The sequence below is a fragment of the Flavobacterium sp. ALD4 genome (genome assembly GCF_002836475.1).
Classification (GTDB): domain Bacteria; phylum Bacteroidota; class Bacteroidia; order Flavobacteriales; family Flavobacteriaceae; genus Flavobacterium.
Genome location: NZ_PJBJ01000024.1, coordinates 1 through 13,033, shown reverse-complemented (window position 1 = coordinate 13,033; position 13,033 = coordinate 1). Strand labels below are relative to the sequence as shown.

Here is a 13,033-nt window from a genome sequence, read left to right as displayed (position 1 = left end):
TGACTCTTAATTTACGGCGCAGTATTTGATTAATCGAAAGGGTTATAACAATACAAAAAAATAAGAAAAGTGAAACGCAATATTTACACTATTAAAGTGTTATCAATTGCAGCTTCAAATTAGAAACTATTATTAAATACAATTTTATGAAAAAAACAATTTTGGCTGCCGTAGTTTTATTAGCTATGTCTACCTCCGTTCAGGCACAATTAGTTAAATTTGGAATTAAAGGGGGGTTAAATTACTCCAATTATTCAGGTTCAGATATGCAATTTGATGCTATAACAAGTTATCATGCAGGCCTAGTTGCCGAAATAAAGCTGGTGGACAGTTTCTCTATCCAACCTGAATTATTGTACTCTACACAAGGGGCTACCTACAAAAATGCCGTCGAAGAATTTAGAAATGAATTGGGATATTTAGCTATTCCCGTCATGGCAAAAATTTATTTGAATAGAGCAGTCAGCCTTGAACTTGGTCCACAGGCTTCCTTTTTATTAAGTGAAAGAAATAATTTTGATGTCAAAGACGCCAATACGTTTGATTTTGCGGCAAATGCAGGATTAGGACTTAAAATCACAAAGAGTTTCTTTATCGAAGGTCGTTACAGTTTAGGATTAACCGATGTTTCAACAAATGCTCAAACTAAAAACTCAGTAGTTCAAGTTTCCGCCGGATTCTTATTCTAAAAGAATAAAAAACTAATTTTATTAAAACCGCTCTTTAATTGGAACGGTTTTTTTATTTTTACAAAAATATCAAATATGAAAATTTGCATTATCAATGGACCTAACTTGAATTTACTGGGTATAAGAGAACCCGAAGTTTATGGAAATCAAACCTTTGAAAATTACTTTTCTATTATTAGAGATAAATATCCTGAAATTGAAATTTCTTATTTTCAAAGTAACATCGAAGGGGAACTAATTGATAAAATTCAGGCACTGGGATTTTCTACTGATGGAATCATTTTAAACGCTGGTGCCTATACACATACTTCGATTGCTATTGGGGACGCCATTAAAGCAATCACCACTCCCGTTATTGAAGTGCATATTTCAAATACCTACTCACGTGAAAGTTTCAGACATCAATCTTATATTTCAGGAAATGCCAAAGGAGTTATATTAGGGTTTGGGTTACAAAGCTACGAATTAGCTTTAGTATCGTTTATAAAATAATTGCTACCTAGAAATTATAGCAAATAAAAAAGGAGTTAGATTATTTAATCTGACTCCTTTTTTAATATATTTTTCTATTTTCAATGCTACTTATGAGGCTCCACATGTATCAACACATGTCCCAATTCAGGGAGCTCCTTTTGTAACCTATCCTTTAGTTTATGCGCTAAATCGTGCCCTTCCTTTACGGTAATAGTCGCATTCACAATTGCATGAAGGTCTACGTGATATTTCATACCTGCTTTTCTGATGAAACATTTTTCAGTATCAATAATTCCTTCCACTTGATGCGACACTTCTCTTATATTTTCAATTAATCCATCATATACATGTTCATCCATTATTTCACCAAGTGCAGGCCTAAAAATAAGATACGCATTGAACAGAATAAATCCCGAAGCAAAAAGTGCCGCCCAATCATCCGCAGACTCATATCCTTTTCCTAATAGTAGAGCGACAGAAATTCCTATGAATGCTGCGACAGAAGTAATTGCATCACTCCTATGATGCCAAGCATCCGCTTTTAATGACGAACTATTGGTTTCCAAACTCCTTCTTATAACTAAGCGAAAAGAATATTCTTTCCATATAATTATTGCTCCCAGAACTAGAAGTGTCCAGGGTTTAGGTAAATCATGTGCTGTTTGAATATTTGAAATACTCTCATAAGCAATAATGGTAGCTGAAGTGATTAAAAAACCAACCACTATAAACGTGATTAAAGGCTCTGCGCGACCGTGTCCGTAGGGATGGTTTTTATCCGCTGGTCTATTAGAATATTTGATACCGAACAATACTAAAAAGGACGCGAAAATATCTGTGGTGGACTCAATCGCATCGGCAATCAAGGCATATGAATTGCCAAAAAAACCTGCCATCCCTTTAATAAGGGCTAAGCAGGTATTTCCAATGATACTAAAATAAGTTGCTTTTATAGCAGTTTGTTCATTCGTCATTACTTGTTGTTACGTTTTTTATTCAACACGAACAATATTCGCTCCAATAGCTCTTAATCGTTCATCAATTCTTTCATAACCACGATCAATTTGCTCAATGTTTTGTATGGTACTTGTTCCTTTAGCCGAAAGCGCTGCAATCAACAAAGAAATACCCGCACGAATATCAGGTGAAGACATAGTCGTCGCTTTCAATTGTGACTGAAAATCATGTCCCATAACTACCGCTCTGTGTGGGTCACATAACATTATTTTCGCACCCATATCAATCAATTTATCAACGAAGAACAATCGGCTTTCAAACATTTTTTGGTGTATCAAAACGTCCCCTTTGGCTTGCGTTGCCACAACCAAAACGATACTCAATAAATCAGGGGTAAACCCTGGCCACGGAGCATCTGCAACGGTAAGAATCGAACCGTCAATATCTGTTTTAATTTCGTACCCATCCTCATGAGCTGGAATATAAATATCATCTCCCCTACGCTCGAATGTAATACCAATTTTTCTAAATGTACTTGGAATGACACCTAAGTTATCCCAACTGACATCTTTGATTGTAATTTCACTTCTGGTCATCGCTGCCAGTCCAATCCAACTACCAATTTCAATCATATCAGGTAAAATCCGGTGTTCGCATCCACTAAGACTTTTGACTCCTTCGATTACCAACAAGTTTGACCCCACTCCGGTGATTTTGGCACCCATACTGTTCAACATCTTACACAATTGTTGCAAATAAGGCTCACAAGCAGCATTATAAACCGTTGTTTTTCCTTTTGCTAAAACAGCAGCCATAACAATGTTAGCCGTTCCGGTTACAGACGCTTCATCCAACAACATATCAGCTCCTGTCAATCCTTTTGGAGCTTCCACTCCATAAAAATGGTCTTCTCTGTTATAACGGAATTTCGCACCTAAGTTAATAAACCCTTCAAAGTGTGTATCTAATCTTCTTCTTCCAATTTTATCACCACCAGGTTTCGGAATATACCCTTTACCGAAGCGGGCTAAAAGCGGCCCGACAATCATAATAGAACCACGCAATGAACCACCTTCTTTCTTAAAAGCTTCCGTTTCTAAATAGCCTATATTGACATCATCTGCCTGAAAAGTATAGGATCCAGGACCGTTTTTTTGAATTTTTACACCTAAATTCCCTAAAAGTGTAATCAACTTATTGATATCAATAATATCAGGAATGTTGTTAATTATTACTTTTTCAGTAGTTAAAAGAACAGCACATAAAATTTGTAACGCCTCGTTTTTCGCACCTTGCGGAGTGATTTCTCCTTTTAAACGAATACCTCCTTCTATTTTGAAAATTCCCATATGATTGTAGTACTATTTATGTAATTCATTTAAAAAAATACGATGACAGTAGAAAATTAATCCACAATCCGTATCCTCTAAAGACATCACTATTTCTAATTATTATTTATTTTTTGTATACGTTTTTGATTTGCCGGTTTTTACGTTTTTATTGCTTTGTATTTTCGGTTGCCCGGCCGGCAAAATTTTATTGGATATTCGTTTGTTTGTTCGCAACAAATCCGTCGTACTGATAAGTTCCTCCGTACCTTGAGTCAAGTTTAATTTACCATCCGAAAGTTCGTATAAATGCTCAAAAATCACGTCATCTTTAACAGTGTCTTTGTTCCAACTTAAATAGGACTTTTTCATGTGATTTGCAATCACTTTAACGAGCGCATTTTTCATGTCACCCTCATCCCACTTATTGGCAACATCAATCATGTACTTAATGTTATTACCATAATACCTGTATTTTGGAAAATTCTGAGGGTACTCTAAAACGTCCGGTCTCAGCTGTAACACTTCGCGCGAAGGTATTGGGTATGGTGAGTCTACATCCAATTTAAAATCGGACATGATAAAAAGTTGGTCCCATAATTTATGTTGAAAGTCCAAAACGTCACGCAGATGGGGATTTAAACTACCCATTACTTGAATGATGTACTTTGCAGCTTTATTTCGCTCTTCAACATCCTCAATAGCAATTGCCTGTTCAATAAGTTTTTGTAAATGACGACCATATTCAGGAATAATCAAATGCGATCTCTCCGCATTATATTCTAAATGATGAACGACATCGTTCGCGATTTCTTTTTGATATTTTGAATTCATAGGTGAATTTAATTTTGATTCTATGTTGCAGCCTGATTTAAAGAACGGACAAAACAAGTATTTACGTTGGCTTTAAACAGTCTATTTCCTTATTAGAGGGAAACAATACCCTTGATAGTAGAAACTTCTAGGTATTTACTAATTATTTCTTGAGAATCCTTGACCTGAACATCAACTGATATACTGGTAAACTTCCCTGTTTTGGATTTTGTCGTTTTAATAACGGCTCCCATACAATCAAAAGCCAGCTCTACCCTTGCAACGTTATCCTCTACAGACGGTACAATAAATTTAAACAAATATAAAGCAGGCCAGGTATTACTCATATCCAACTCCACTTTTAACCTAGCATAAAATTCTTCGGTGTTTTTGTCCATTTTGATATTTAAAAAAATAATAGCAAATATACGGTTTCAAATGCAAATTACGAATGATGGAATATGAATTTTTCCCGAAAACTATTATTTTAATGGCAATCATTTTTTCAATTCCCAATAAGTTTGAGTAAGTTTGCGCCTTATTTCAAAAAAGTGCAGAAAGAAATCGTAGTAATTATCGGCGGTCCGGGAACAGGAAAAAGTACCATTATCGATGGCTTACTAGCCAAAGGTTTTTGTTGTTACCCTGAAATTTCCAGAGAAGTAACCCTAGAGGCAAAGAAACAAGGTATCGAGCAATTATTTCTCGAAAAGCCATTGTTATTCAGCGAACTACTTCTTGAAGGAAGGAAAAAGCAATTCGTTGATGCTATGAATGAATCTCATGACGTTGTTTTTATTGACCGTGGAATTCCTGATATTTTAGCTTATATGCACTACATCGGAGATAGTTACCCTGCCTCTTTTGACGCTATTTGCCGAGAACATGTCTACAGTAAAATTTTCATTCTCCCCCCTTGGGAAGAAATTTACGTGAGTGATGAGGCGCGCTATGAAAACTACGAGCAAGCAAAATTGATCCAAAATCACCTGATAGAAACCTACGAAGGCTATGGCTATACTCTTATAGAAGTTCCTAAAGACAACCTTGATAACAGAATTCTTTTTATATTAGACGAAATTTCTAAGTAATTAGTTATTGTAGTCAAGAGCTACTAATCATTGATTTGTAATTCGAAATTTGTAATCAAAATTCATAAGTGATGTCAGAAGCATTACAAATTCTTAAAAAATACTGGAAACACGATTCCTTTAGATCGTTGCAAAATGAAATCATTGATTCCGTTTTAAGCGGTCAGGACACCTTTGCACTGATGCCAACCGGAGGAGGAAAATCAGTCTGCTTTCAGATTCCGGCGATGATGAACGAAGGGATTTGCTTAGTAGTCTCCCCTTTAGTAGCCTTAATGAAAGATCAGGTTGCCAATTTGCAAAAGCGAAACATCAAAGCAATCGCACTAACAGGCGGAATAAAGTCAGACGAAATGATTGACCTGTTGGATAATTGCCAATTTGGAAATTATAAGTTTCTCTATTTATCTCCTGAACGTTTGCAATCAGACTGGATTATGGATAGAATAAAAAATCTACCCATAAATTTAATAACCATCGACGAGGCACATTGCGTTTCGCAATGGGGGCATGATTTTCGCCCAGCCTATTTGAAAATTTCCAACTTAAAAACGCATTTCCCTAAAGTTCCCTTTTTAGCCTTAACCGCAACCGCGACGCCAAAGGTAAAAGAAGACATCATCAACGAACTAGGCTTAAAAGAACCGCAGGTTTTTGAAAAATCGTTTGCAAGGAAAAATATTGCTTATATGGTTTTTGAAGTCGAGGATAAACTCTTTCGAATCGAACAAATTCTAAGGAAAAATCCTCAATCCTCTATAATCTATGTCAGAAATAGAAAATCCTGCATCGAAATTTCATCTCAATTGCAATCTTTAGGGTTTAAATCCACCTATTATCATGGCGGACTACCCTCTAAGGAGAAGGACAAAAACATGCAGCTTTGGATGGAAGATAAGGTCCAAGTTATTGTTGCCACAAATGCATTTGGAATGGGAATTGACAAAGCAGATGTAAAGACCGTAATTCATATTCAGCTTCCGGAAAACCTTGAAAATTATTATCAGGAAGCAGGTCGCTCTGGCAGAAACGGGGAAAAAGCATTTGCTGTGCTCCTAACCAATCCCTCCGATATTAAACAGGCCGAGAATCAGTTTATACATATTCTCCCCGACAAAAAATTTCTGAACGAAATGTACAATAAACTATGTAATTTTTTCCAAATTGCATACGGAGAAGGAATCAATGAACGGTTTTCTTTTAATATGAATAATTTTTGTTTAAAATATAAGTTCCCTGTTCTAAAAACATACAATGCGATGCAGTTTTTGGACAGACAAGGAATAATTACTCTCTCACAAGAATTTTCAGAAAAGATCCTATTGCAGTTCATTATTCCTTCCAAAGAACTAATGCGATACATGAGTTTGAATCGCAACGACGAGGAAATCATTTTGGCTATCCTTAGAACATATGCTGGAATTTATGATATACAAAATGCCTTTAATTTACCATTAATCGCAAAAAAATCAAAACATACTGAAACTCAAGTACTGGCCGTTTTACAGAAATTAAAAGAAAAAAACATTGTTGATTATCAGTCAAAAAACAACGATGCCTCACTGGTTTTTAACGAAATTCGAGAAGACGAAAGGACCATCTCCAGAGTTTCTAAATATTTAGAAAACCAAAATCAACTAAAAAAAGAGCAACTTCAATCGGTATTGCATTACATTAGTGAACAAAAAGTCTGCAAAAGCAAATTGATCTTACACTATTTTGGTGAAAAAACAAATATTGATTGTGGCATATGTTCCTACTGCATCACTAAAAAAAACAAGAAAACAGATAGCTCCAGTCTTTCAAAAGAAATAATGGCCTTATTACAAATCGCCGATTTAAATTCCCGAGAGATTGAAAATAAACTTAATAAAAAATCAGACGATATTATCTTTGTACTTCAGCAACTCTTAGAAAAGGAACATATACTGATAAAATCGAATAATAAATATACCTTAAAACTATAATGGAAAAATTAAGAATCGTATTTATGGGAACGCCGGAATTTGCCGTCGGCATTTTGGACACTATAATCAAAAACAACCATACCGTTGTCGGAGTCATTACTGCCGCCGATAAACCTGCCGGTCGTGGGCAAAAATTAAAATATTCTGCCGTAAAAGAATATGCGTTAGCAAATAATTTAAGACTATTACAGCCTACAAACCTTAAAGAGGAATCTTTCTTAGAGGAATTAAAATCTCTAAATGCAAATTTGCAGATTGTTGTAGCCTTTAGAATGTTACCAAAAGTAGTTTGGGAAATGCCGGAGTTAGGTACTTTTAACCTTCACGCGTCACTCCTACCCAATTATCGTGGTGCTGCACCAATAAACTGGGCAATAATAAATGGAGAAACGAAAACGGGAGTCACCACTTTTTTTATTGATGACAAGATCGATACCGGTGCGATGATCCTAAGTTCAGAAATTGAAATAGATCCAAATGAAAATGCAGGACATTTGCACGACCGCTTAATGCATTTGGGCAGCAAGACAGTTATAAGTACTTTGGAACTGATAGAAAAAGGAAATGTCACGACCACCATTCAGAAAGACGCGTCAGACATCAAACCTGCATTCAAACTTAACAAGGAAAACTGTAAAATCGATTGGACAAAATCAGCGGTAGAAATTAATAACCTGATTAGAGGCTTAAGTCCCTATCCGGCAGCTTGGTGTGTGTTTTTAGATAAAAATGAAGAATGGAATGTAAAAATCTACGATGCTAAAATAGTACTTGAAGAACATGATTTAGCTACCGGAAATATGATCTGCACTAAAAAAGAAATGAAAATTGCAGTGGAAAAAGGTTTTATTCAGGTTCTAAGTTTACAATTTCCCGGCAAAAAGAAGATGACCACACCCGAATTTCTAAATGGAATCTCGTTTTCTCCCGAGGCAAAGGTCTACTAAGCTCAGTAAAACAGGGTGTTCTTTACAAAGCACAACAAATAACCGTGGTTTTATGAACAAAAAAAATAAGTTATCAACAAAACGAACTAAAAATAGCCGAAACACTTGCAAGGAAGGGATTTCCTCTTAAATTTGTGTATTAACAATTATTTATAACCAACAATTAATAACTATTATTATGAACAAATCAGAATTAATCGATGCTATCGCTGCTGATGCAGGAATCACAAAAGCAGCTGCAAAATTGGCTTTAGAGTCATTTTTAGGAAATGTAAGTGGAACTTTGAAAAAAGGTGGTAGAGTATCTCTAGTAGGTTTCGGATCTTGGTCAGTTTCAGCAAGAGCAGCAAGAGACGGTAGAAATCCTCAAACAGGAAAAACTATTCAAATCGCAGCTAAGAATGTTGTAAAATTCAAAGCGGGTGCAGAATTAGAAGGTGCAGTAAACTAATTGTAAGTTTTAAAACCTATTATAATAAAAACCTTCCTGATGGAAGGTTTTTTTTTGTCTTTAAACGATTTTATTTGGTTAATTCTCTTATTTATTCTTAAATTTAGTAAAAAAATCACAGTATTATGATTTCAGAAAACTTAATAAAAGGACAACTACTTATAGCAGAGCCTTCTATAATCGGAGATCTATCATTCAATAGATCTGTAATTTTATTAGCGGACCACGATAAGGAAGGATCAGTAGGTTTTATCATAAATAAACCATTGAAATATACCATCAATGATCTACTCCCTGAAATTAATGCCGCTTTCAAAATCTATAATGGAGGACCTGTCGAGCAAGATAACCTCTATTTTATCCACAATATCCCAGAGCTGATACCAAATAGTATAGAAATTTCTAATGGTATCTATTGGGGAGGAGATTTTGAATCTACAAAGGCACTCATTAATAATGGAAAAATAAACAAAAACAACATCCGTTTCTTTTTAGGTTACACGGGATGGGAAGAAAACCAATTGGAATTGGAAATGATATCAAATTCATGGATTGTTGCTCCTAATAGTTATAAAAACAAAATCATAGGTAAGGCCTCTGCACATTTCTGGAAAGAACAAATCTTAGAATTAGGCGGCGACTACATGATCTGGTCTAACGCACCGGAAAACCCCTATCTAAACTAAGTAGCACTTACCACTTCGTTTAATTTTTCCAATAACACTTTCGCCACGACGATATCGAACTCTTTTTTCCTGTATTTAGTTATGGGCTGTATTCCTTTTATTACGTTTGTGATGAACAATTCGTCTGCTTTTTGTAGATCAAACGGGGATATTGCTTCTTCTACCACCTCCAAGTTGTCCATTTTTTTAGCGAATTCCAAAACCTGTTTTCTCATAACGCCATTTAAACAGCCCTCAGAGACCGGAGGAGTAATCAATTTATTTCCAGTAAGCATGAAAAGATTACCCTGAATTGCTTCCACAACATTCTTACTATCGTTTAACAACAAACAATTGTCATATCCATTTTCACTAGCAAAAATACTGGCCGTAATATTTAGAATTTTGTTAGTCGTTTTTATGGAAGACAGTAATTGTTTTGTTACATAAAAATCTTTAAACAAATCAACCTCATATTTCGCCTGATTGAATGGATAAAGGATGTCTTCTAGACCTATCGTATGAATCAAAAAAGAGACTGTGTTAATCTTTGGTAAATAATACCCGCCATCATTCCTGAAAACAGTAATTCTGGCACGACAGGAGCTTGACAACGCATTAGCAGTCGCTAAAGAAACGATTTGCTCTTCAAGGAACTCCATAGTGAAATTCATAGGAATTTCCATTCTAATGACACGCATGGACGCCATTAACCTGAAATAATGATCTTCTAAAAAAAGAATTTTAGCGTTTACGATTTTAACCGTCTCAAAAACGGCATCACCATATAAAAAAGCACGATTCTGTGTCAATATATTGGTATCCTCAGATACCATAGTCCCATTAAAATTAATCATAAAAAAAGCCCTAAATTTAGTTTAGGGCAAAGATAAGTTATAATATACAATTTTACTAGACAGATCCAATTAGATGTTTAAGGTCCGATATTTGATTTTCCCATAGTTGTGATGCTTCATCAATTTCATCTTTTTCAGCAAAATCGACTACCATTAAAGAAACATCTTTAGTTAGCTCATCGACTAAAATATGCAATTCAAAAAAATACTCTGTATCTTTGTTATCACTATCCACCCATTTAAACTTCACTTTTTCACCTGATTTCTTTGACGCAAGCCTTGCTTTTTCCTCAGAATCATTCCATATAAATGTAAAAAATTCACCTCGAGAATTCACATTATCTGCAAACCATTCCGATAATCCAGACGGTGTCGAAATATACTGATATAACAATTGAGGAGACGAGTTTATGGGGAACTCTATTTCGTAACGTACTTTTAAATCCATGATCTACATTTATATTTTTTTCGAATATATAGAATTTAATGCCTAAAAAAAAATATTTTTAAATTTATTTATTTTTTTGATTTATGCTTGCGTGCTTTAATATTATTTTTATCTTTGCACCCGCGTTCAGGGATTGTTATTCTTAGAACATTTGGCGAGGTAGCTCAGTCGGTTAGAGCGCAGGATTCATAACCCTGAGGTCACGGGTTCAAATCCCGTCCTCGCTACAAAAACAAACCCTTAAACAACAATTGTTTAAGGGTTTTTTATTGGAATTATATTTCCAAATGATAAAAATTTTTTTTTATGAAGGAGGATTTAGAGTGAGGAATCTCTATCAAATATCTTATTTTTCATATCTCCTTTTCAACTACTAATGAGATTTGTCAGTATAAATAAAAATTTCCTCATACCAATTGACCAGAATGTGACCCGAATATTTTTGTTTGTTTTTGCATTACTCGATAAACCCGTGAAATACAGGGTTTCCTTAAAAAACTTCAAACTGTTTTTTTTCTATCCCAACACCTTTTTATCATTGGTAAAATATTCCGAAAGGACAACTATAATAGTTACTGACTGGACTTTTCCTTCATAATATTAAATTTCGAACAATAGACTAAATAATTCCCAGGTCACTAATTAAAATTCCTGCAAATGCCGTACATATTTTCTGTTATTTAACCACAAAATCCACATTTATCTAAAAACCCTAGTTTTTTTATATTATTTAACTTACTTTTTTTAAAATTTTACGCATTTTATCGATTATATATGCTTTTTATCGAATAAAAAATAAAATGCAAGTACTTTTAGTGTCCCCAAATCTATCGTAGTAAAATAAATTTCAGCCTGAAAAATTATGAGAAAACATTACTTTAAATCCAAAAATTGATGAATACACTTTTTACTACTTATGGTGCTAGCTTGTGATATGATGACAGAAACAACTGAACCCATTGCAACATCCAGACCATTTACTGTTCCTGACGGAGTTACAAGCGTAATAGTTGAAGCATGGGTAGGCAGCGGAAAAGGTGGGTCTAAAGCTGGCAGCGGCAATGGAAGTGAATCAAATGGAAATTCAAGGCTTTTTCCTGGCGGTGTGTTTTGTGTATTGTTAATTCAGGACGGGACATACTTTATAAAAAAACTGTCTGAAAGTTAGTTTTTTTGAGCACAATTTTAAAATAAAAAACAGTCATTTAAGAAATCAACCTAATTAAATCCAGTAGTTCATCGAGAAAAAAATCACTTCATCGAGAAAATAAAATAAAACAATCAAATATATTATTAAAAACCTATCTTTCAATCAGATGAACCTTACTACATCAAGTAAAGAAAAAAACGATTTACAAAAGAATTTATACTATTCCTTTTTTCTTAATTTTTTTTAAGTCTATCTGAAGAGATGACCGGTTCTTTTTTAAATTCAAAAGTGTCCGTTATGAAACAAAAATACTACTACCTAATATTATTAATTACAATTTCTCTCTCAAGTTTCGGTCAAACAACTGGTGACTTTCGATCAAAAACTGGTGGACCTGCTGAATGGAATACCTATACTTCTTGGCAAATTTTCAATGGCACATGGAATGACGCAATATTATCCGATGGGTATCCTGGAGAAAATAGTACGACATCCCCTTACCCTACTGTAACAATTCTTGCCGGACAGACTATCAATATTTCGTTATCCCTTACAATTCATAATGAAATTAAGGAATTAATAATTTTTGGCACTCTCGCAATGGGGGATCGTTCTTCAACCCAAAACAATACAAGTCTAATTACAAATTTAATTACCATAGAATCAACGGGCACCCTTAACTTCAATGGCGGGAAAGTTAGATTAACATTACCAAATTCTAATGCTGCTATTAGTGTTTCTTCCGGTGGAAAAATAAATGGGAATTGTACCGCCAATGATGAAATTTTCATTGGCTCGACCAAATATGCAACTTGTACTGGTGGCGGCTCTAACACTTATTCTTTTGGAAAGATAGAGACCGCTGGAGGAACCCTAAAAGCAGAAATAACAGACCCTTCAATAGAAAATCAAACCATTGAGGCTTGCACTTCTGTTTCAGGCGGTTATATAGGACCTGACAACGTGGTTTTTAAATGGAATCTTACAGACGTAGATGGAAATGCTGTAGCCATAAACACCTTTTCCCCCGCTAGTGGTAATCTAGCGACTAGCGACGATCAGACAACGGCCTCTTTTTCACCTATTGCCGGTCAATATCTTTTGTCATTAGAAATAACAAAAGGAACTATTACTAATATTGCAACAAGAAATATTACAGTTACAGATGATGCAACGCCTCCAACAATAAATTGTCC

15 protein-coding genes and 1 tRNA gene are annotated in these 13,033 nt (G+C 34.8%); 10 read left to right on the top strand and 6 right to left on the bottom strand.

Going from position 1 to position 13,033, the window contains the following annotated elements; translation table 11 throughout:
• Window positions 1-146: 146 nt before the first annotated feature.
• Both CXF59_RS04570 and aroQ read left to right on the top strand, forming a co-directional pair.
• Complete coding sequence (locus CXF59_RS04570; protein WP_101136556.1) at window positions 147-689, top strand: porin family protein; 543 nt, start codon at window positions 147-149, stop codon at window positions 687-689.
• 75 nt (window positions 690-764) lie between these two features.
• Window positions 765-1,181 (top strand): type II 3-dehydroquinate dehydratase, encoded by a 417-nt coding sequence (gene aroQ, locus CXF59_RS04565; RefSeq protein WP_101136554.1) that lies wholly within the window; start codon window positions 765-767, stop codon window positions 1,179-1,181.
• A gap of 86 nt (window positions 1,182-1,267) precedes the next feature.
• On the opposite strand, the gene CXF59_RS04560 is transcribed toward aroQ, so the two are convergent.
• The 4 genes from CXF59_RS04560 to CXF59_RS04545 all read right to left on the bottom strand — a co-directional run bounded on the left by CXF59_RS04560 (window position 1,268) and on the right by CXF59_RS04545 (window position 4,659).
• Window positions 1,268-2,137, bottom strand: a complete 870-nt coding sequence (locus CXF59_RS04560) for a cation diffusion facilitator family transporter (RefSeq protein ID WP_101136552.1) — start codon at window positions 2,135-2,137, stop codon at window positions 1,268-1,270.
• An 18-nt stretch (window positions 2,138-2,155) separates the two neighbouring features.
• Window positions 2,156-3,469, bottom strand: a complete 1,314-nt coding sequence (gene murA / locus CXF59_RS04555; protein WP_101136550.1) for a UDP-N-acetylglucosamine 1-carboxyvinyltransferase — start codon at window positions 3,467-3,469, stop codon at window positions 2,156-2,158.
• 102 nt (window positions 3,470-3,571) lie between these two features.
• Window positions 3,572-4,282 carry a DUF4290 domain-containing protein gene (locus CXF59_RS04550; protein ID WP_101136548.1) on the bottom strand — a complete coding sequence of 237 codons (711 nt, stop codon included), beginning with the start codon at window positions 4,280-4,282 and terminating at the stop codon, window positions 3,572-3,574.
• A 92-nt stretch (window positions 4,283-4,374) separates the two neighbouring features.
• Entirely contained in the window at window positions 4,375-4,659 is a 285-nt protein-coding gene (locus CXF59_RS04545; RefSeq protein ID WP_101136546.1) for a DUF493 family protein, read from the bottom strand.
• A 153-nt stretch (window positions 4,660-4,812) separates the two neighbouring features.
• Here CXF59_RS04545 and CXF59_RS04540 point away from each other — a divergent pair, with 153 nt between their 5' ends.
• The 5 genes from CXF59_RS04540 to CXF59_RS04520 all read left to right on the top strand — a co-directional run bounded on the left by CXF59_RS04540 (window position 4,813) and on the right by CXF59_RS04520 (window position 9,403).
• Window positions 4,813-5,352, top strand: a complete 540-nt coding sequence (locus CXF59_RS04540) for an AAA family ATPase (RefSeq protein WP_101136764.1) — start codon at window positions 4,813-4,815, stop codon at window positions 5,350-5,352.
• 71 nt (window positions 5,353-5,423) lie between these two features.
• Window positions 5,424-7,319, top strand: coding sequence for an ATP-dependent DNA helicase RecQ (locus tag CXF59_RS04535; protein ID WP_101136545.1), 1,896 nt, complete (start codon window positions 5,424-5,426; stop codon window positions 7,317-7,319).
• Window positions 7,319-8,266, top strand: a complete 948-nt coding sequence (fmt, locus tag CXF59_RS04530; RefSeq protein ID WP_101136543.1) for a methionyl-tRNA formyltransferase — start codon at window positions 7,319-7,321, stop codon at window positions 8,264-8,266. Before CXF59_RS04535 ends, fmt begins: the two co-directional genes overlap by 1 nt.
• A gap of 178 nt (window positions 8,267-8,444) precedes the next feature.
• Window positions 8,445-8,717: an HU family DNA-binding protein gene (locus CXF59_RS04525; RefSeq protein ID WP_007136308.1), complete on the top strand. Its 273-nt coding sequence runs from the start codon at window positions 8,445-8,447 to the stop codon at window positions 8,715-8,717.
• Between the two features lie 125 nt (window positions 8,718-8,842).
• Window positions 8,843-9,403: a YqgE/AlgH family protein gene (locus tag CXF59_RS04520; protein ID WP_101136541.1), complete on the top strand. Its 561-nt coding sequence runs from the start codon at window positions 8,843-8,845 to the stop codon at window positions 9,401-9,403.
• On the opposite strand, the gene CXF59_RS04515 is transcribed toward CXF59_RS04520, so the two are convergent.
• The gene (locus tag CXF59_RS04515; RefSeq protein ID WP_101136539.1) at window positions 9,400-10,239 is read right to left on the bottom strand and encodes an aminotransferase class IV; all 840 of its coding nucleotides are present in this window, start codon (window positions 10,237-10,239) and stop codon (window positions 9,400-9,402) included. The genes CXF59_RS04520 and CXF59_RS04515 overlap by 4 nt on opposite strands.
• A gap of 55 nt (window positions 10,240-10,294) precedes the next feature.
• On the bottom strand, window positions 10,295-10,687 hold the full coding sequence (locus CXF59_RS04510; protein WP_101136537.1) for an START-like domain-containing protein: 393 nt from the start codon (window positions 10,685-10,687) through the stop codon (window positions 10,295-10,297).
• Window positions 10,688-10,840: 153 nt separating this feature from the next.
• Here CXF59_RS04510 and CXF59_RS04505 point away from each other — a divergent pair.
• From CXF59_RS04505 to CXF59_RS04495, 3 genes are all read left to right on the top strand, one after another.
• Window positions 10,841-10,914: transfer RNA gene (locus tag CXF59_RS04505), tRNA-Met, on the top strand.
• 689 nt (window positions 10,915-11,603) lie between these two features.
• Window positions 11,604-11,855: a hypothetical protein gene (locus tag CXF59_RS04500; protein ID WP_198554632.1), complete on the top strand. Its 252-nt coding sequence runs from the start codon at window positions 11,604-11,606 to the stop codon at window positions 11,853-11,855.
• A 279-nt stretch (window positions 11,856-12,134) separates the two neighbouring features.
• The coding region (locus CXF59_RS04495) for a hypothetical protein (protein WP_157824518.1) at window positions 12,135-13,033 on the top strand (899 nt) is incomplete at its 3' end.